The organism is Pseudomonas sp. NY15437 (genome assembly GCF_048068435.1).
In the GTDB taxonomy this organism is placed as follows: domain Bacteria; phylum Pseudomonadota; class Gammaproteobacteria; order Pseudomonadales; family Pseudomonadaceae; genus Pseudomonas; species Pseudomonas nitroreducens_B.
The window spans coordinates 182852-202541 of sequence record NZ_JBLUQC010000003.1; the positions used below are offsets into that span (position 1 = coordinate 182852).

General features: G+C 61.8%; 18 protein-coding genes. 10 read left to right on the plus strand and 8 right to left on the minus strand.

The features are described from left to right. Positions 1–19: 19 nt before the first annotated feature. The 3 genes from ACNFIA_RS08345 to ACNFIA_RS08355 all read right to left on the minus strand — a co-directional run bounded on the left by ACNFIA_RS08345 (position 20) and on the right by ACNFIA_RS08355 (position 3296). On the minus strand, positions 20–1063 hold the full coding sequence (locus ACNFIA_RS08345) for an isopenicillin N synthase family dioxygenase (protein ID WP_416783981.1): 1044 nt from the start codon (positions 1061–1063) through the stop codon (positions 20–22). Positions 1064–1085: 22 nt separating this feature from the next. Next, positions 1086–1928 (minus strand): sugar phosphate isomerase/epimerase family protein, encoded by an 843-nt coding sequence (locus ACNFIA_RS08350; RefSeq protein ID WP_416783983.1) that lies wholly within the window; start codon positions 1926–1928, stop codon positions 1086–1088. Between the two features lie 477 nt (positions 1929–2405). Further along, positions 2406–3296 (minus strand): LysR substrate-binding domain-containing protein, encoded by an 891-nt coding sequence (locus ACNFIA_RS08355; protein ID WP_259755681.1) that lies wholly within the window; start codon positions 3294–3296, stop codon positions 2406–2408. 184 nt (positions 3297–3480) lie between these two features. Between ACNFIA_RS08355 and ACNFIA_RS08360 the strand changes: the two genes are divergently transcribed. From ACNFIA_RS08360 to ACNFIA_RS08380, 5 genes are all read left to right on the plus strand, one after another. Beyond that, the gene (locus ACNFIA_RS08360) at positions 3481–5103 is read left to right on the plus strand and encodes a 5-guanidino-2-oxopentanoate decarboxylase (protein WP_416783986.1); all 1623 of its coding nucleotides are present in this window, start codon (positions 3481–3483) and stop codon (positions 5101–5103) included. A gap of 359 nt (positions 5104–5462) precedes the next feature. Further along, complete coding sequence (locus ACNFIA_RS08365) at positions 5463–6566, plus strand: ABC transporter substrate-binding protein (RefSeq protein WP_416783988.1); 1104 nt, start codon at positions 5463–5465, stop codon at positions 6564–6566. Positions 6567–6667: 101 nt separating this feature from the next. Further along, the gene (locus ACNFIA_RS08370; RefSeq protein ID WP_259755677.1) at positions 6668–7576 is read left to right on the plus strand and encodes an ABC transporter permease; all 909 of its coding nucleotides are present in this window, start codon (positions 6668–6670) and stop codon (positions 7574–7576) included. Next, positions 7573–8409, plus strand: coding sequence for an ABC transporter permease (locus ACNFIA_RS08375; protein WP_259755676.1), 837 nt, complete (start codon positions 7573–7575; stop codon positions 8407–8409). Before ACNFIA_RS08370 ends, ACNFIA_RS08375 begins: the two co-directional genes overlap by 4 nt. Before the next feature lie 13 nt (positions 8410–8422). Next, entirely contained in the window at positions 8423–9478 is a 1056-nt protein-coding gene (locus ACNFIA_RS08380) for an ABC transporter ATP-binding protein (RefSeq protein ID WP_416783991.1), read from the plus strand. A 221-nt stretch (positions 9479–9699) separates the two neighbouring features. On the opposite strand, the gene ACNFIA_RS08385 is transcribed toward ACNFIA_RS08380, so the two are convergent. Beyond that, positions 9700–10140 (minus strand): DUF6678 family protein, encoded by a 441-nt coding sequence (locus tag ACNFIA_RS08385; RefSeq protein WP_416783993.1) that lies wholly within the window; start codon positions 10138–10140, stop codon positions 9700–9702. A 269-nt stretch (positions 10141–10409) separates the two neighbouring features. Between ACNFIA_RS08385 and ACNFIA_RS08390 the strand changes: the two genes are divergently transcribed. The 5 genes from ACNFIA_RS08390 (at position 10410) to ACNFIA_RS08410 (ending at position 15012) form a co-directional block, all read left to right on the plus strand. Next, on the plus strand, positions 10410–10967 hold the full coding sequence (locus ACNFIA_RS08390) for a DnaB-like helicase N-terminal domain-containing protein (protein ID WP_416783995.1): 558 nt from the start codon (positions 10410–10412) through the stop codon (positions 10965–10967). Between the two features lie 433 nt (positions 10968–11400). Then, positions 11401–11856 carry a hypothetical protein gene (locus ACNFIA_RS08395; protein ID WP_416783997.1) on the plus strand — a complete coding sequence of 152 codons (456 nt, stop codon included), beginning with the start codon at positions 11401–11403 and terminating at the stop codon, positions 11854–11856. After that, entirely contained in the window at positions 11849–12214 is a 366-nt protein-coding gene (locus ACNFIA_RS08400; protein WP_416783999.1) for a hypothetical protein, read from the plus strand. Before ACNFIA_RS08395 ends, ACNFIA_RS08400 begins: the two co-directional genes overlap by 8 nt. A 35-nt stretch (positions 12215–12249) precedes the next feature. Continuing rightward, positions 12250–14211 carry a hypothetical protein gene (locus ACNFIA_RS08405; protein ID WP_416784001.1) on the plus strand — a complete coding sequence of 654 codons (1962 nt, stop codon included), beginning with the start codon at positions 12250–12252 and terminating at the stop codon, positions 14209–14211. A 198-nt stretch (positions 14212–14409) separates the two neighbouring features. After that, positions 14410–15012 carry a hypothetical protein gene (locus tag ACNFIA_RS08410; protein WP_416784003.1) on the plus strand — a complete coding sequence of 201 codons (603 nt, stop codon included), beginning with the start codon at positions 14410–14412 and terminating at the stop codon, positions 15010–15012. 217 nt (positions 15013–15229) lie between these two features. Here ACNFIA_RS08410 and ACNFIA_RS08415 read toward each other — a convergent pair whose 3' ends face one another. The 4 genes from ACNFIA_RS08415 to ACNFIA_RS08430 all read right to left on the minus strand — a co-directional run bounded on the left by ACNFIA_RS08415 (position 15230) and on the right by ACNFIA_RS08430 (position 19509). Further along, positions 15230–15889, minus strand: a complete 660-nt coding sequence (locus ACNFIA_RS08415) for a hypothetical protein (protein ID WP_416784005.1) — start codon at positions 15887–15889, stop codon at positions 15230–15232. 571 nt (positions 15890–16460) lie between these two features. After that, positions 16461–17072 (minus strand): TetR/AcrR family transcriptional regulator, encoded by a 612-nt coding sequence (locus ACNFIA_RS08420; protein ID WP_416784007.1) that lies wholly within the window; start codon positions 17070–17072, stop codon positions 16461–16463. A gap of 23 nt (positions 17073–17095) precedes the next feature. Then, positions 17096–17692, minus strand: a complete 597-nt coding sequence (locus ACNFIA_RS08425) for an NAD(P)H-dependent oxidoreductase (RefSeq protein ID WP_416784009.1) — start codon at positions 17690–17692, stop codon at positions 17096–17098. Positions 17693–17835: 143 nt separating this feature from the next. After that, the gene (locus ACNFIA_RS08430) at positions 17836–19509 is read right to left on the minus strand and encodes an arylsulfatase (RefSeq protein WP_416784011.1); all 1674 of its coding nucleotides are present in this window, start codon (positions 19507–19509) and stop codon (positions 17836–17838) included. Between the last annotated feature and the right edge of the window lie 181 nt (positions 19510–19690).

The window sequence follows — 19690 nt, forward strand, 5'->3', positions numbered from 1 at the left end:
TCTAGGGTTGCGCGCGGCTTCAGGAAGGCTGCGTCTGTTTTTTCAGGTGGCCGAAGCTGGACGGCTTGCGCGCCCGCTCCGGCAGTGCCAGCTCACCGTCGGCGACCTTGCGGCGCAGGTAGCTGTAGGTCTGCAGCGCCTGGCTCCACATGTGCTCGCCGATGGCGATGGTTTCGTAGTCCTGGCTGCCGTTGTCGAACTGCGGCAGCGGGCGGATCTGCGTGTGGTAGTCGCAGGCATAGAACAGCGGGAACGAGTAGCGCTCCTCGCGCACGGTGCGCACGCGGTGGGCGGTGGCGACGAAGGCGCCGTTGGTCATCACCTCCAGCATGTCGCCGATGTTCACCACGAAGGCACCCGGCACTGGCGGCGCGTCGATCCACTGGCCGTCTTCGTTCATCACTTCCAGGCCCGGCTGCGTGGCATGCAGGATGGTGAAGCACTCGTAGTCGGTGTGGGCGCCGATGCCCGGTGCATCCTGCGCCTCGCCATCGAAGGGGTAGTGGATCAGCCGCAGTTTCGACGGCGGCCGGCTCACCAGCGGGTCGAAGTAGCCTTCCTCCAGGCCCAGCGCCAGGGCGAAGCCGTCGAACAGCTTGCGGCCGAGGGCGAACACCGCCTGGTAGTAGGCGCTGACCTGCTGCTGGAAACCGGGCACGTCCGGCCAGCGGTTGGGCCCCAGCAACGGCGTGCCGGCCAGCACCAGCGGATCGTCGGCCGGCACTTCGAAGCCGACGTCGAAGGCTTCCTTGTGGTCCGGCTTGCCCTTGGAATAGACCTCTTCGCCTTCCGGGACGAAGCCCTTGTGGCTTTCCGAGACGCCGATGTAGTGGCGCATCTTGGCCTCCAGCGGCTGGGCGAAATAGTCCCGCGCGGCCGCCTGCAGGCCTTCGATCAGCGCAGGGTCCAGGCCGTGGTTGCGGATGTAGAGAAAGCCCACTTCGCGGGCTGCCTTGCCCAGTTCGGCCGCCACCGCCTGGCGCTCGTCCAGGCGCTCGCTGAACAGCCCGCCGATGTCGATGACGGGAATGGAGGTGAAGGCCCTGCTTGCTTGCTCCTGCATGTTCGATGGCTCCGGTTCGGATTCAGGATTGGAGGAAGCGCTGGAAGTGGCGACGCTCTTCGTCGGCGATCCAGCGGTTCAGCGCCCACAGATCGGCGATCGGGGCATTGGTGAAGGGCAGGTGATGCAAGTAGCCGTCCGGGCCGAATTCCGGCGTCAGGGTGGTGATCTGCTGGCCGCGAGCCTGCTGGGCGCGCCAGACGGCTTCCCAGTGCTTCTGGTGGAAGGCCAGTGCGTTGGCGTATTCCGGCGCGCCGGGGTGCGGCACCTGCGGCCCCTGGTCGTAGCCGACGCGGGCCTGGATGTGCTGCACGCGCTCGACGAAGGGCGAGAGGTCGTCGGCGGGGTCGTCGAGCAGGCGCTCGCAGACCACCACCCAATGGCTGATGTCGGTGGTGAAGCGCAGCTGCGGCACCTGGCGAATCAGCTCCAGGGTGACCCAGGGGCTATACAGCGAGCGGGCGCGATGAATCTCGAAGAGGCAGGTCAGCTCCTGCGCGGCGGCGAGCTCCAGGGCGCGGCCGAAGAAGTCGACCTGCGCAGCCAGCGGCCAGCGGTCGTTGCCGGCCAGGGTGTTGACCAGGCGCGGCGACAGCTCGGCGGCGCCGCCCAGCTTGCGCTGCAGGTCGTCCAGGTGCACCTGCGGGCTGGCCGACTGGTCGGGCAGCACGTCATGGGCGGTGAACAGGGTGGCGATGTAGGGCACGCCCTCGGCGGCCAGCAGCCGTGCGTACTCCGCACGCAGGGCCGGATCCTGGGGCACGCGCGCTTCCAGGCCGTCGAAACCGGCCTCGCGCAGTTCGGCGATGGCCTGCGGCCAGCCATGGGTGTAGCCCCACAGGGTGCGGAAGATCTCGAGTCGCATGAACGAACTCCGGACAGGGTGAACCGCGCCGTCGGGCACGGCGAAGGATTCGGCTGGAGGTTCAGCGCACGGGCGCGGCGACTGAGAACGTCAGGCGGCGAAACGAATCGGCGGACGTGGGGGAGGGTGTCGAAGGGGAGAACTGCACACGCGTGGACATGGTGGTATTCCTCTGACAGACCGCTGCTGCGCGGGCCTGTACTCGCCGATTGTTGTTGTGCGCCTGGCGTGTTGTCGCCGGCTTTGGCAGTAAGGAACAACAGTGCGGCCGGAGCTTTTCAGGCGCTCCGGTCCGCGTAGACCAAGACCTCTGTGGCTTGGTGTGAATGCAGTTGTCGCAGCTTGATGCGATGGAAAAAATAGTCCGGCGCAAATAATTACTTCAGATTTTTCGAAAGTAATTTTTCCCTGAAAGCAGGAGGCACACGCACCGTCGAAGGCCCTGCGGGTGACGCCATCGCGTCGTCGCAGGCGGCCTCAGGCGGCCGGCGGCTCGGCCGCCTGGCGCAACAGCCAGTCCATCAGTTCGCGCAATTGCGGCGAGGTCTCGCGGCGTTCGGGGTAGACCAGGTAGTAGGCCGCTCCGGTGCGCACCTTCAGCTCGAAGGGCGCGACCAGGCGCCCGGCGCGAAGATCGTCGCCGATCAGCGCCCAGTCGCCCATCGCCACGCCGGCGCCCTGGGTAGCCACCGACACGGCCAGGTCGAGGGTATCGAAGTGCTGCCCCTTGCCCATGTTGCTGACCCGTGTGCCGGCCGCGGACAGCCACGCCTCCCAGTCGCGCTGGTCGCGGGTCGGGTGCAGCAGCATGTGGCGCTCCAGGTCCTCCAGCGCGCCCAGGGGCAGCGGGCCGTCGAGCAGTTGCGGGGCGCACACCGGGGTCAGTTGCTCGTCGAACAGCCGGTGGCAGGCGGGGCCTTCCTTCTTCTGCAGGCTGTAGACCACGGCGGCATCGAACTCCTCGCTGCGAAAATCCACCGAGTGCTGCACGGTGGTGGTCAGCTCCACGGGCACGTCGGGTCGCTCGGCCTGCCATTGCAACAGCCGCGGCAACAGCCAGCGCATGATGCAGGTCGGCGCCTTGAGCTGCAGCGCGTCGCGCTTGCCGCCGACTTCCTCCACCGCTTCTTCGATCAAGGCGAACACCTGCTGGATGCGCGGCAGCAGATCGCGACCCTGGGGCGTGAGGGTCAGGCCGCGCGCCTGGCGCTGGAACAACGGATAGCCCAGATGCCCCTCCAGGCCGGCGATCTGCCGGCTCACCGCACCCTGGGTGATATGCAGCAGACCGGCCGCACGGGTGAAGTTGCAGCATTGCGCGGTGATCAGAAAGGTGTGCAGGGCGGGCAGGGGCGGTAGGCGCTTCATCGTGGCTCAGGCATGAGGTGAAGACATGCCTAGTATGACAAATTTTGGTTTGTCAGCGCCCTCGGCCGGCAGGTCCAATGCCGACTCCCTGCACGCGCCTCGCCTCTTCATGCCTGGCCTGGGTTTCCCTGCGGAAACACCCGACGGCGCGCCAGATCGACGATCAACAATAAGGATGAAGTCCATGGCCACATGCGGCGAAGTACTGGTGAAATTGCTCGAGGGCTACGGCGTCGAGCAGGTGTTCGGCATCCCCGGCGTGCACACCGTGGAGCTCTATCGCGGGCTCGCCCGCTCGACGATCCGCCACGTCACGCCGCGCCACGAACAGGGCGCCGGCTTCATGGCCGACGGCTACGCGCGCACCAGTGGCAAGCCGGGCGTGTGCTTCATCATCACCGGCCCGGGCATGACCAACATCGCCACGGCCATGGCCCAGGCCTACGCGGACTCGATTCCCATGCTGGTGATCTCCAGCGTGCAGGCGCGCAGCCAGCTCGGCGGCGGCCGCGGCAAGCTGCACGAGCTGCCGTCGCAGAGCAGCCTGGTGGCCGGTTGCAGCGCCTTCTCCCACACACTGATGTCGGCCGCCGAACTGCCGGCGGTGCTGGCCCGCGCCTTCGCCTTGTTCCAGGCCGGGCGGCCGCGCCCGGTGCACATCGAGATTCCCCTCGACGTGCTGGTGGAGGACGCCGACGCGCTGCTGTCGAGCCAGCCGGTTCGTGTCGCCCGCGCCGGCGCCGCACCGACGGCAGTGGCCGAGATGGCCGGCCTGCTGGCCAGTGCGCGGCGCCCGTTGATCCTCGCCGGCGGCGGCGCCGTCGACGCCGGGGCGGCTCTGCAGCGGCTGGCCGAGCGCCTGCAGGCGCCGGTGGCGCTGACGATCAACGCCAAGGGCCTGCTGCCCTCGAAGCATCCGCTGCTGATCGGCTCGACGCAGTCCACCGACGCCGCCCGCGAACTGGTCAACGAGGCCGACGTGGTGCTCGCGGTCGGCACCGAACTGGGCGAAACAGACTACGACGTGACCTTCGCCGGTGGCTTCAAGATTCCTGGCGCGCTGCTGCGCATCGACATCGACCCCGACCAGACCGTGCGCAACTATCCGCCGCGCGCCGCCCTGGTGGCCGACGCCGGGCTGGCGCTGGAAGCCCTGCTGGAGGCGCTGGAAGACCAGAGCCTCGCGACCGATGCAGTGCAGTGGGGCAGCCGCCGCGCCGCCCGGGTGCGCGAAGGCGTGCTGGCGACCCTGGACGACAACCTGCGCGCCCAGACCCGCTTCCTGCAGGTGGCGCTGGAGGAGTTGCCCGACGCGGTACTGGTGGGCGACTCCACACAACCGGTGTACACCGGCAACCTGACACTGGACCTGGAGAAGCCGCGCCGCTGGTTCAACTCCTCCACCGGCTACGGCACCCTCGGCTATGCGCTGCCGGCGGCCATCGGCGCCTGGCTGGGCGACGACACGCGACGCCCGGTGCTGTGCCTGATCGGCGACGGCGGCCTGCAGTTCACCCTGCCGGAACTGGCCAGCGCGGTGGAGGCGCACGTCCCGCTGATCGTGCTGCTGTGGAACAACCACGGCTACGAGGAAATCAAGCGCTACATGGTCAACCGCGACATCGAGCCGGTGGGCGTCGACATCTACACCCCCGACTTCGTCGGCGCGGCCCGGGCGCTGGGCTGCAAGGCCCATCGAGCGAGCGACGAGGCCGCCCTGCGCGCTGCGTTGCGCGAAGCCAGCGCCAGCTCGCTGCCGACCCTGATCGAGATCGACCAGGCGACCTGGCTGAACAGCCAGCGCTGATCCGTCCCTTTCCCTGACGCACCCGGGCGGCAGGGATTTTTCCGGGGAGCATTTCCCCTCACGCGCCGGACTCCCGGCGCGTCTTTTTTTCTCGAACCGCTCTAGTGCGGGCCTTCCGGAGAAGGTCTGCGGCCTGCTCATGGGCGCACGCCAGCCATGCATGCAGGACATGGCTTCGATGACATTTTTTCGATTGTTGGCACCCCGCCGAGGTCGCAGGATGACCCCGCCGAACAGCCTGATCCCCCCGGATTCCGGGGCCGCCAGGCGGATCCGGCAGGCGGGGGCGACAGCCCCGACCTCCCGCCAGACACCCGTGACCTTCCTAAACAAAAGCGATAAGAGCAAAGGAGTCCCCGATGGGCGAGCGTGATTTCAGCAGAAGGCAATTCATCAAAACGGTCGGCGCGGCCTCGGTAGCCGCGGCTGCCCTGTCCATGCCGTTCATCCGGGCCAGCGCCAGCGACAACCGCTTCCAGGGCAAGACCCTGCGGCTGCTCACCTGGTCCGACGACACCGGCCTTGCGGCGCTGCGCAACATCGCCGCCACCTTCGAGGCCAAGACCGGCGCCAAGGTGATCGCCGACCGCACCGGCAGCACCTCGGAAATGGTCGCCAAGCTCAAGGCCGGCGGCGACCGCCCGCAGTACGACGTCATCACCCTGGCCGGCGTCGGCGCCGAGGGCCTGGCCAGCGCCGGGCTGCTGGAGAAACCCGACCTCAACCGCCTGCCCAATCTCAAGGACGTACCGGCCAAGTACCAGACCGGCGCCGACGGCCACGGCATCGGTTACCTGCTGTGGTGCAACAGCCTGGTGTACAGCACCCGCACGGTGAAGGATGTGCCCGACAGCTACGCGGCGCTCTGGGACGAGGACTACGCCGGGCGCCTGTTCCTGCCGCCGCCGAACTGGACCGAGGCCATGGACCTGATCATCATCGCCGCCAAGCTGGCCGGCGGTGACGAACACAATATCGAGCCGGGCTTCAAGAAACTCGAAGAGCTCAAGGACCGGGTAATGACCTTGGGCGAGAACCCCAACCAGATCGCCGAGCTGTTCCGCACCGGCTCGCTGGATATCGGCGGCCTCTATGCGCCGGCGTTCTTCCCCAAGCAGATCCGCGATCCCAACTACGGCCTGGGCGCCACCTTCGGCATGAAGGAAGGCTTCTACACCGACCTGATGCTCTCGGTGCTGCCCAAGAACCGTCCGGGCGACATCGACCTGGCCCACGCCTTCATCGACCACTCCCTGGACCCCCACGTGCAGGGCAAGATGGCCGAGGACATCTTCAACGGCCCGGTCAACGCCAAGGCGATCATTTCCGCCGAGGCGCGCAAGAGCCCGTACATCCTCACCCCCGAGCAGATCGCAGAGAAGGCGATCATGCACGACAGCGCCTTCCTCGCCACCGTTCACGACCAGTGGATCCGCCGCTACACGGAAATCTTCTCTTCCTGATGCAGCCGTGGCCGCCACGGCGGTCATGAACAGTCGTGCGCAGGCTGCCAGCCCCGCCTGCGCGCGACGCGGACATTCTCCGTTCTGACGAGACACGCACTATGCAATCGAGCAATCCGACCCGCCCGGTCGGCGTGGCGCCCGTGCGCCCGGCCCGGGCGATTTCACCGACGGCGCGTGCCTGGCTTTTCCTCACGCCGTCGCTGTGCTTCCTCATCGTGCTCATCGCCGCCAGCCTGCTGGTCGTGCGCATGAGCGTCGGCGAGAAGGGCGCCGAATGGTCCGGCTTCAGCCTGGCCAGCTATGCCCAGCTGCTGCAGCCGTACTACCTCAAATCGCTGTTGCTGACGCTGCGCCTGGCCTTCGTCAGCGCACTGATCGCCGTGCTGCTGGCGATCCCCGTCGGCTACAGCATGTCGCGCCTGCAATCGCCGTTGCTGCGGCGGATCTTCCTCGCTGCCGTGCTGCTGCCGCTGCTGGTCAACCTGCTCCTGCAAAGCTATGGCTGGCTGGTGATCCTCGGCCCCGCGGGCATGCTCAACAAGGCCTTGCTGGCCCTGGGCCTGATCAAGCGCCCGGTGATGCTGCTGTACAACCAGAACGGCGTGCTCATGGGGCTGGTGCAGACTGCCTTCCCGCTCGCCGTGCTGCCCATCGCCAGCGCCATGCGCGGCATCTCGCGCAGCTACGAGGAGGCCGCGGCGACCCTGGGCGCCAGCCGCTTCCAGGTGTTCCGCCAGGTGGTGCTGCCGATGAGCCTGCCGGGCATCCTCACCGGCGCCACCCTGGTGTTCGCCTACAACGCCAGCAGCTTCGTGGTTCCGCTGCTGCTGGGCGGCCGCCGCGTGCCGATGCTCGCGGTGATGGTCCATGACCAGATCGCCCCGCTGATGAACTGGCCGGCCGCCTCCGCCGCCGGCGTGGTGCTGATCGTCACCACCCTTGCCATCATGACCCTGTCGGAAGTCGTCACCGGCCGCCGCCGGCGCATCCTGGAGGCCTCGCAATGACCCGCCGCCAACCCACCTTGCCGGGCGACACCGGGCGCTTCGCCCTGATGCTCTCCGGCGTCATCCTGCTGCTCGCCGTGCTGCCGATCCTGAGCATGATCGTGATGTCCTTCAGCGGCGCCGCGAACCTCGATTTTCCGCCCAGCAGCTACAGCCTGCAGTGGTACCGCGCGGCCTGGCAGACCTTCGTCTCGCCCGATGCCAGCGACGTGCTCAGCCTGGGCAAGGCGCTGACCACCAGCCTGCTGGTGTCCTGCCTGACCATGGTCCTCGCCACCCTGGTCGCGGTCCCCGCCGCCTACGCGCTGACCCGTTGCGAGTTCCGCGGCAAGGCCGTCGCCCTGCAACTGATGTCGCTGCCGCTGGTGTTCCCCATGGTCGTGCTGGGCCTGGCGCTGCTGCTGGTGTTCGACAGCCTGCCGCTGCACCTGGACACCTCGCGCCTGGTCATCGCCCACGTGATCCTCGCGTTGCCGTTCGTGGTGAAGAACTGCACGGCGGCGATGGTCGCCATCGGCAGCGAGGTGGAGGAGGCCGCACAGATGCTCGGCGCCGCGCCGCTGCGCGCCATCGTCGACGTGGTCGTGCCGCTGATGCGCTCGGGCATTCTCGCCGGGATGCTGCTGGCCTTCATCGTCTCGTTCAACGAATTCACCGTGACCTACTTCCTCTACAACATCGACGTGATGACCGTGCCGATCTGGATGTACAGCCGCACCGTGTCCTCGCTGGATCCCACCGTTTTCTCGTTCGCCGTGCTGATCGTGCTGATCGACTTCGTCCTCATCTGGGCGCTGGAGAAGCTGGTCGGCGAAGGTGGCGTGTCGTTCTGATTCGAGGTGAAACATGAATGGACTGAAACTGCATAACGTCGAGAAACACTACGGCAGCGCCTGCGCCGTGAAAGACGTGAACCTGCATCTGCCGCAGGGCAAGCTGGTCTGCTTCCTCGGCCCCTCCGGCTGCGGCAAGACCACGCTGCTGCGCATGATCGCCGGCCTGGAAAGCCTCAGCGGCGGCGAAATCCTCCTGGACGGCGAAGACATCAGCCGCATCCCGGCGCACCAGCGCAACTTCGGCATGGTGTTCCAGTCGCTTGCGCTGTTCCCGCACATGACCGTCGGCGAGAACATCGCCTATCCGCTGAAGCTGCGCGGCGTCGGCAAGGCCGACCAGCAGGCGCGCGTTGCCGAGCTGCTGCAGATGATCCAGCTGCAGCAGATGGTCGACCGGCCGGTGGCCAAGCTGTCCGGCGGCCAGCGCCAGCGCGTGGCGATTGCCCGCGCCATCGCCTCGCACCCCAAGCTGCTGCTGCTCGACGAACCGCTGTCGGCGCTGGACGCCAAGCTGCGCGAGTCGATGCAGGTGGAGATCCGCCAGCTGCAGCAACGCCTGAACATCACCACCATCATGGTCACCCACGACCAGCGCGAGGCCATGACCATGGCCGATGTCGTGGTGGTGCTGGGCGAACATCGCATCCAGCAGGTGGGCACGCCGATCGAGATCTACCGCAATCCGGCCAACGCCTTCGTCGCCGACTTCATCGGCTCGGGCAACATCTTCCCGGCCACCGTGCTGGGCCAGGGTCGGGTCGAATTGCCGGGCGGCGCGGCGTTGCGCGCCAACCATTGCCCCAGCATCCAGCCGGGCGCCAGCGTGCGCATGCTGGTGCGCCCGGAAGACCTGCAACTCTCGACGCCGCAGGCACCGGCGGCGAATCGCCTGGACGGAACCGTCACCTTCATCCGTGACATCGGCGCCACCGTCGAGACCACCGTCCAGTGCTCCGGCATCTCGCTGACGGCCCTCAGCATGCCCTGCCACGACATGGGGCTGCGCGTGGGGCAGGCCGTGTCAGTAACCATCCCCGAGCAAGCCTGCCGCGTCTTGGGCGCATGACGCCACCGCGCCGGCGGCCGTAGGGCTGCCGGCGCATTTCCTTGGTGGGAATTCTTCCTGGAAGAACTACGGTGTCTGGGGCCTAGTTCGGGGGGGGGGGGCGCCGGGGTGGCTTGTGTCAGTTGCTGGGGAGAGGCAGTTGCAGACCGGAGGCGGACGTTCAAGAAGCAAGGCTGAATATCCAGATTAGCCGAGCGAACAGGCTACCGAGCAGTCACTTTTTATTTGTTATGCAGGTGAAAGTCTTCGTACGATTTTGGGAGGTATCCCCAGACTCTTAGTACATCAGCGCGAACTTCAAACTCGAATCCAATCCGTGCGATGACCTCCGAAATTTCGTCCGTATGGTCAACGGTGGTCGGTGGCAGCAGACGTCCGCCAGACGGAGCGACCTCCGACAAGCCAATATCGAACCATTCGACCGACGCAAATGGAAACGGTAGGTGATAGATCCACTCGACATCCCACCCTGAGACATACCCAGTGACAGACTTGAACCGATAGGATGGACGCCAGCCTTGGCGTTCGCGGAAATGATCAATCAACTCATTCCACTTGGTATTGTTCGAAGCACTGGCCAAGTTTCTCGCAATGACCGCGGCATGAATTTTCTTACGAGTCGCGTCATCATGGCCCGCGCCGGCCCCAGGCAATTCATTCATATTCAGCTCTTCGATTTCTGATATCCAAGATTAAGTCAGCGCTCTTTGCCGATGTGCGCCGGTCATGACCGATTTTTCGGTTGGACAGTGTGTCCTAACGAGCGTGCCATGTCCGTTGCTGGTCGATTGCTGGCTCTGGTGATAGGCAGCTAGTCAGCCCTAGTGCCCCCGGTGACGCGGTAAAATGCAATGCCCTTCCACGGGGCGCCGTTATTGGCGAGATTGAGTGTTACCGCTCGAGTACTGACGATGCGGCCTGGAAGGTGGATATGGAAAGGGAAAACGGCCCGAACCCTGTGTTTGACGCAGCTGTAGAGCTTGCAGAACGGCATCTGCTCGGATGCCTGATGAACGACCACGACGCCTGGTGGGAAGCTGCCAAGGAGCTGAATCCGAGTGACTTCTTAGGGTACCTCCATTGCCGAATCTACCTCGCCATGGAAGATCTGATAAGCACAGGCTCTCCCATCGACGTGGTTACTTTGGCTGAATGCCTGGAAGACGACGAACGCTATCAGGAGGCTGGTGGCTTGCGCTTGATTGCTGAAATGGCCGCCAGCACTCCTATCCGTTGTATCCAAGTGCCTGCACTGGCTGGAGTGCTTCATCGGTTCGGGCAGCTTCGATCGCTCGCAGCCCCACCGCAGCAACGCCGAACCGTGTGCAGTCTACTGGCAGCCAAAGCCAATGGCTGGGCCCATGGTCGATCCTGGGTCGCTACCGTAGATGACATCGCCCGCAGCAACCAGAGGTTTCCTGGCGAGCTTTTGGGGCAGCGGGTCTGCTACGTCTACGGAGAGGAGGCCGTTGCCACGTTATCAGAGTGAGCCGAATTGAATCCTCGTCGCGGCATATACGAGAAGCGCTGCAGTGATCCGGCCGGCTATTGGTCGGAGATCAGCCGGCTCTTGAGGCTTGATGCAATGATGCGCGAAAGGCTGGTCTGGTTTCGGTTCGTAGCTGCGGACGCGCGGCCGCATTCAGGAGCCCCCCGCAAGTGCGGATCAATCAAAGGCGCGAAAATGCCCTTACCTGACGTCGTGGCTCCCGTCTACACTTGCGGCAGTGACTCATCAGAGTCGCGGCGGTAAGCCAGCTGTAATTGCAGTTACGTAACAGACCGGTAAAGGCGGCAAATAGAACAGGTACCCCGCGTAACTTGAGTCAGCAATCGGCGATACCCCGGGTTTACGCTTGGCCATTCAGTCCACGGGGTCTAAGAGTGGCAATTTTCACACTTAGTATCGAGAGGACGCGGTAATGAGCGAAATAGACAACGTGACCAGGGAAAGGATTCGGGAATGGCAGATCCGTCGCTTAGAGATCAAGGACCAGATGCATTTACATCCTGAGAAGACTCTGGCGCTTTCGAAGGTATTGGACCTCATGGATTCGGAGCATGCCGACATCCTTAGTGGATCGAAGAGTAGCCAAACAGTAAGTGCGCAGCAAGGCGCGACGCTTGAACTAACAGCACCTGCTGTACAACCGAGCCCAGCTTTGGGAAGGTTTGATTTGCAGCTACATATATCTGCACGCGATTCTGGAGACCTGCGCAGACTGCTCGAAATGGCAGTTTATGAGTTACAGGAGAAAATCAATACGAATGGAACTGTGGTAATGAACGAGCACAGGAAATACCCTGGAGGTATGTCGGGAACCCTGGGTAACTACCAGTTCGAGCTTAGCATTATCGGCGAGGCCAGCCATGAGTGACTCAAATGAAGCTAAGATTGCGAATTGGATGGAGAAGGAAACGCTGGCTGAGCATCTGGAGCCTCTGCTTGAACGTTACGATGTAAAATACCGTGGGCATGGGGTCATCTATGTCGACCACGAACAATACAATATTGTGACCATTCAGCAAATTCTTGCGGACTTGAGTTCCTACCTAGGCGTTTCAAAAGAACTGATTCGCTCTAGGTTGATAGAGTTGGGTTGGCTCATCGATGTCCGTAGAGTCTTGCATGTCCGGGACGGTGCTGCGCGTGTCATTCATAATCTGGAATCCTGCGCGGTGGATGAGCCAGGGGAGGATGACCCCGAAATGGACGAGCAATATGACGGAGATTAACCCCAGGTCGCGTCTTCCCTTGGCTGCGAGATCGTATGCACCCAGAACACTTTGATTTATCTAGCTCTCCATTCCTACCGGTCGCGGCTGAAACCTGCTTAAGTTTGCTAGGTGCTAATGGCGCAAAAAATCTTCCCGCTCTGACGGATCCAGAGTTGGCTGCGATTTTGGTTATCCAGAGCTTGGCGGGCGAGGCAGAAGAGCAACTCACTTCTCATTGGGCAGAGAGTGTTCTGGCCAAGCTCATTGCTTGGGCAGTTGACGCTCGAAAATCAGAATCCTCAGGATTATTGTTGGAGGCACAACGACTTTTTGAGCCGGGTAAGTTCTACTCTGGCTGCAAGGTTGCTAAACGTTTGAATCTGCGGTTTCTCCTCCCTGATGAAGTTTCAGCACGGGATTACTTGTTACCAAATGGAAAATGGGATGTCGCATTCAAGGCACGTCACTACAGAAATAAAAGCCCGTTTAGCGAGCAGGTAGTTACGCCCTGGCACCGCGAGCGATGGTTGACCCCTGCGCAGGATAAGTTGATCAGGACCTTCCGCGCTAATCTGGATGAACACCTGCATATTCAAGGTTATGCAGGGATAGGCAAGAGCCATCTGTTAGGTGCCCTGAGAGAGTGCCTGCGCCCCGAAAACACGTTGGTGCTGGCACACACAGAGGGAAAGCTGGAAGCTCTTCGCAAGCGCATGGGTGGAGCGCACGCCAAGGAAACGGGCTTTACCTTCATGAGGTTCGCAAAGAGCCTTCTGCCCGGATACAGACCTCAATCCGGGAGCGCGCCGGCCAGGAACCCAAGCAAGTTAGCATTGTCGCAGGAGCTGAGCATCCTCGGTCTTTCTGGATACGATAAGCTTGCGACGCTGAATATCTGTTTGAAAGTGGTCGAGCGCTATTGCCAGTCGAGAGACGTCTTGCTATCAGCCAAGCATCTACCTAAGTTCCAGACCCCCCTGTCTAACTTAGATGCCAGGGTACTTCTGCAATATTCAAGTCGCCTATGGATGTACGTTGAGGCAAATCCAACTTTGGACAAACTGGTTGGGCTCGAGGCGTTACTGCCGATAAAGCGCGCAAGTCTGGCGGGCTGTGTGATTCCGGCGCGTTATTCCCACGTCCTCATCGACGAAAGCCAGGACCTCCCTGGATCGCTGCTTCAAATCATTGAGCGTGGCCGACAGGTACTAATTACCCTTGGTGATGAGTATCAACAAGCCGGTGGCGCAATGGTTAATAGAAAGCGTGAAGTTAGGCGAAGCGATATTAGCTATTCCGTTCGTTCAGGTCGCAGCGTCGAGAGTCTGGTCAATCCACTAATCTACCGACACTCGAAGAAAGGCAAAATTCCCTTCGAAGGCGCTAGTGAAGATGACGTCGCTATCAGATATTACCCCCAGGACTTTCTGCCCTCAGACGGTTGCGTAGTACTGACTGCGTCATACTGGGATACGATGAGGTGGATCATCCAGATGAACGCCGTCGATCGACCGCTAAGTCTATGGAATGCAGAAGCGCTGAGGGATTTTAAGCAGTTTATGGCCACCGCCATAGCACTGTTCAAACCGGACTTCTACAGGGTCGATCAAATTAGTGATGGACCGCATCTGTATTTTAGTGAGATGTCTAACTGGCAGCAGGTGCGTGAGGCGAACAAGTATGACGGGGCGTTTCTTTGGGTGGAGGCTGAACTGGAAAAAGGCTTCAATATTGCCGATATGAACCAGCTCAAATGGATGCTCGGCCAGCAAGGCAAAAGCTGCACTGTAATGATGGCGAGAGAGGCCGGAGGGATGGAGTTCGACGGAGTCTTTCTGACCCCTGAGCTACTCACAAACGAAAAATTCAAAAATTCGGATGAGTTCGATGAACAAATCTGCGCTGTATACATTGCGATATCTCGTGCAAAACGGAAGCTCTACCTTCCTTGCGACGTGATCGAGTGGGTCGAACTCCACAACCGCCAGCAATTCCGCGAGTTGAGTGGCTACTAATTGAGTTTGCCCTCACTCCAATGGCTTTGGATCAAAAAGCGAGGATGAGATCCTTCAGCTTTTGGCCGTTCTAAGTCGGTCGTGAGAGGCAGAAAGCGATCCAAAGGAGACTTTGATTGCCCCAGCGGTGCCTCTCTAGGCACTATTCTTCGGTATGTGAACTGCTAAATTTTGAACATAAATACGGGAAGATGAGGGATGGAGGACGAGGCATTTAGTATCTGGACGCCGCACCAGGCGTTCTACATTCAGTCGATGCTCTTCAATACGACCTCTGCCTTCCAGTCGTGCAGCATTGCAGAAAAAATCATCAAGAAGATCTCAGATGGGGAGATTGATCCACAAGAGAAGAAGGACGTATTACTGGACTGTTTGCAGAACGTCGTCAACCAGTCTGGAGCTATATCGCGATACTTTTTCCCGTCGCGTGATGGTGTGAAGGGAACGTACAAGAAGACCGTTCACAAGGATCGCGGACAGTATCTATCAAAGGTCTTTGGTGTAAAGGACGACAGCCCCCTGATGAATAGGGCGTTAAGAAATTCGATTGAACACTTTGACGAGCGGCTTGATCTTTATCTTCAAGACGGAATAGTCGGATACATCTTTCCTAGTCTCATTCTTCATGAACCTGAAGACTCGGATGTGCCTCATCACATTTTCAGGGCTTACTACTTGAAGGAAGGTATATTTCAAGTGCTAGGTGAGCGATACGAGATCCAGCCAATTGTTGATGAGGTAATCAGAATTCATTATCTCTTAGTCAAATTTGACGGCAATGGTGGAGTCTTTCGCTCGTAAAAAAGGAGTAAAACCCCTTTTTAATTGTGCTGACGTGTAGATATCGTCCAAGACGAAGTTCGCCCCCTTGGCTATCTCTGGAATCTCTGACGAATGTCCACTTTTGGCCGTTTGCTGCCTCTGGTGAGAGGCAGCTACCGAACCTTTTCTGCCATTCACCACGCATAAAAAACTGCTGCCGCCAGCCATTTTGACGTCTGTAAACGAGAAATTTAGATCATTGAATTTTTGGAATTGCCATGAATGGGCCGCCTGCTCCCATCTGAATTTCGATACGGTGCCGGATGTACTGACCTGTATGTCTCCGAGCAATTTCAATTGCCTCGGAAATTAGCTGGCGGTCTTCAATTGCATAGGCAGATGTATCAAGGTTCAGCAGCGGAGCTATGCGTTGCCGGACCGACAGATCTTCGTTGCGTACGAATTCACGAAGGAGTGCGCTGCGAATTAATGCATTCAGTGAGGCAGTGTCTTCGTCACGTGGGTTTCCGCGCGCCCAGTAAAAAGCGCTTGCGGCTCCCGCCTTTTCTTCGTTTGATCCAGTCTCTAGATACCGCAGTAGTCTTTGGTTTACCTCTCTGTCGCCCCATGATCGTATGCATGGTTCGATATACAGGCGATTACGAGAGGGATCGTGATCCATCACCGCCGCGTGCAGAAAAGGAGCGAGGAGTCGTTTTGGCACTGGCTGCCTTTTGAAAACCAGTGCGACAAATACCTTTTGCTTCGGGTGTGCCAGCGACTTTGCGAGCCATTGCCAGTCTTCAGAAGTATTCGTACGGACACGCTTGCGCGCAGCCTCCATCCGCAAATGGGCGTCTGATTCAGGCTTTCCAATTGCCTCCTGCCAACCATTAAAGTGCTCGGTCCATTCCATGTGCGCGCAACCTGTTAATTAATAGACACCGTGGATTGAAAGCCATTTCTGTCTCATCCCTTTCGGCATCCGGTCAATCATAGCCACTAATCAGTCATCATTTCATTCACCGGCAGCCTCTGACCGATTGCAGCCCAAGAAGAGACTGCAATCCGCCGGGTACTGCAGCAGCCAAGCCATAGAAGATGGGAGCACCGTGGGTGAATCCCGCTCCCACGATGTGATGTAGCTCCCCGAGAAGTCGGCCTGCAGACCTTCCGTGAACAGGCGATGGCCGTCACTCGCTCCGAAGCCGGGCGTGTGGTCCGCGAGTGATTGCCAGCGCACGATCAGGGTGAAGTGCGGTGGCGTTTCGATAGGTGCCCGCTAGCCTTTGTCCGGCAGAGCAGAGAGGCGACCTCGGCGAAGGCCTGCGAGAGGCGGCCGATGGGCTGCGCATGAACGGCGCCCACGTGCGGTCGCAGTTGCCTCGGCATTTACCGATGTGGCAATGCGCGCAAGCTCGCAGCCAGCGTGGAAAAAACGTCATGGTTGGGGGAGGGCAGAAGGGAACGATCGAGCCAACCGCCGTTCAGCCCGAGCTGAGCTTGCTGCGTTTGACCATCCCCAGGAGGGTGTGCCGCAGCTCTTCTTTTGCATGCTCCGCCGTGATGTCTCCCACCACCGCGGCATCCGACAACGCGTCGGCGGCGCCCAGCAGCGCCCAGAGACTGGCGCTCGATAGACCCGGCGCCCCGGTGAAGGGTGCAAATATCTCCGCACACTTTTTGATCAGCGCCTTCTGGTACTGGCGCTTGACGGCCGCCAGCTCCGGCGAGCCGCTCAGGGCTGCCAGGACGCCCTGGATCTCGCGACCCTGCGTCAGCACGCAGTCGACATACGCAGCGGCGAAGACGCGCGTCTTGTCCGCCAGGGTCGGCTTGGCGCCTTCGATGGCGGCATCGAACAGCGCTGTTTGCCGGACGTCGTAGTCTTCGTACAAGGCTGCGAGCAGGCCGTTGCGCGTGCCGAAGTGGTCGTACACGACGGGCTTGGTGATGCCGGCGACATCGGCCAGGCGCCCCAGCGTGAGGGCGTCCGTCCCCTCATCGCTGATCAGCGCCCAGGACGCATCCAGCAATTGGCGAGTGCGTGCCTCTCGGGTCAGGCGTCGACGCGAAGGCACAGGCGTAGGTGAGGTCATGCAGGGGATTGTCCCACTCCGCCTCAGTGCTGGGAAGCCGACACGTTAGTGCCTATTCCGAATGCGGTGTCCAGGTGAGCGGCCGGATAGCCTTCATCCGATGCGAGGAGAAACGCGGAGCTGTGCACGCGGGCGCCGCAGTAATCGAATATCCCGTGGTCGATCTGGGTCTTCATGGCAGGCGCGTAGCCGTGGCGAGTGAAGGTGCCTTCATCGGCTCCCCCCACCGCCACCAGGTGGACATTCAGACGCTGCAGCTTCTTCACGACCTTGCCGTTGCCGCTGTCCTCGTAGGCCCAGCCGATCGAAAACACACGATCGATCCAGCCTTTGAGCAAGGCAGGGAATGACCACCAGTAGATCGGGTAGACGATCACCAAGGCATCGGCGCGATCCAGGCGCTCCTGTTCGAACGCCACATCGGCGGGAACGCCTCCCTGGCCGGTGAAGAGCGCCTGATCCGCCTGGTTGAAGCGCGGATCGAAGCCTTCGGCCGCCAGGTCGGCGATCTCGGTGGTGTGCTGCGAGTTCGCAGCGGCGATGCCCAGCGCGACCTGTTGGGCGATGGCGTGCGTCAGGGAATGGGGGTTGGGGTGGGCGACAACAATCAGGCTGTGCATGGTGGAAGCTCCAGTGACGTGGCGAGCGGCCGTGAGGCCTCAGGTGAGAGCGAGTTGCTACTTACCGAAAGTAACTTACCATTGGTAACTTGTCGAGCATCACGGAAAGCGGCTCAGCACGAAGTGATGTCGCCCAAGGGCAATCAGAGTGTTCTCGGCTGCCGGGTGACGAGGCGCACCAGCGCGCGTGCTACCTCACGGCAGAGTCGGCCGGCAAAACTGAAATCACGCACACCGGTTTCATCGACATAGTCTTGCCAGTGTTGCTTCAGCGCTTGCAGCCGCGCGGGTTCCGCTTGCGCCAGATCGTGGATCTCGCCGGGGTCGCGGGTCAGGTCGTAGAGCTGCCAGCGCCCGGGGCCATCCGGCTTGGGGATGTACAACGCCTTCCAGTTGCCCTGGCGAATGGCGCGGGCGCGGAATAGTTCCCAGCCGGTGGTTTCGTCGGCGGCGTGCGGCGCCTGCGACTTGCCCTGGAGATAACTCAGCAGCGAGCGGCCACGGATCGGCAGTATTTCGCGGCCCTGGTAGTGGCTGCCTGGGTGGGCGGTTCCGGCCAGCTCCAGCAGTGTCGGTACGATGTCCATCACGGTGGCGAAGTCGTGGCTGATGTCGCCTTGCCGATGCAAGCCTGGCCAGGTGATGAATGCGGGTACGCGAATCCCTCCCTGGCTGGTGAACAGCTTGTACTGGCGCGACGGCGCAGTGGCCGCCTGCGCCCAGCGCGGCCCGTACCAGACATAGGAGTTGGCGCGGCCGATATTCTCGACACGGTTGTCGTAGTGCTTGCCAATGAAGCGCTGGGCGCGTTTGCCGACGATGGGCAGCGCTTCGAGCGCGGCGCCCTCGGCACCGTTGTCCGAAAGGAAGATGACCACGGTGTTTTCCAGCACGCCCGTCGCGCGCAGATGGCTGACGACGCGGCCGACGTTCCAGTCCAGTCGTTCCACCATCGCCGCGTAGACTTCCATCGCTTTTGCGGATTGCCGCCTACCGTCGTCGTCCAGCTCCTGCCAGTTCGGGGTGTCGGCGATGACAGGATGGGCCTCGACGTCCTCGCCGATCAGGCCCAGTTCCTTCAGGCGTCGCAGGCGCTGCTCGCGCAACGCATCCGGGCCGCTGTCGTAGCGCCCCTGGTATCGGTCGATCAGTTCGTCCGGCGCCTGCAGCGGGAAGTGCGGAGCGGAGAAGGGCAGGTAGGCGAAGAAGGGGCGGTTGTCGTCCGGCTGGCGTTCGCGCAGATAGTCGAGCAGGCGGTCGGTGAAGGCATCGGACGAGTAGAAGTCCTCGGGCAACGCAGTCAGCGGCTCGAACCCCTCCCGGTAGGTGCCTTCTACGGTGTGCAGCAGGCGCGGCATCTTGTGCGCGGGCACCTCGGGCGACCAGCCATAGTGGTTGTGCGCGGCGCCTTCCAGGATGAAGGACCGCTCGAAGCCACGGGCCGCCGCCGAGGTCTCTGCGGTGCGCCCCAGGTGCCACTTTCCCGAGATCAGCGTGCGGTAGCCGGCATCGCGCAAGAGTTCGGCGAGGGTGACTACCCGCTGGTTCAGGTGACCTTCGTAGCCTGGGTGCTGGCGGATGGTTTCGTCGCTGAACTCCGCCATGGCCCCGATGCCGGCCAGGTGATGATCCGTGCCGGTGAGCAACATCGCGCGGGTGGGTGAGCAGGCGGATGCGGCGTGGAAGTCGGTCAGGCGCAGGCCGGCGAAGGCCAGTTCGTCGAGGTGGGGCGTGTGGATCTCGCCGCCGAAGGCGCCGAGGTCGGAAAACCCCAGGTCATCGGCAACGATCAGCAGGAAGTTCGGGCGTTTGCTCATGGCGACTCGCGAAGAAAAGGGGATGGCCGGTGCTGGTGGGAAGCACATTAAGACCATTGCCGTACCGGCATGCCATTGCCTTCGGAGAATACTTTTCATGCCTTTGCGGCATGGCAACTGCGCTCAAACCTGGGGCCTGCCGATGGTTTTCTTCGGAGTGCGAAAGCCGATTCGCGGCGCC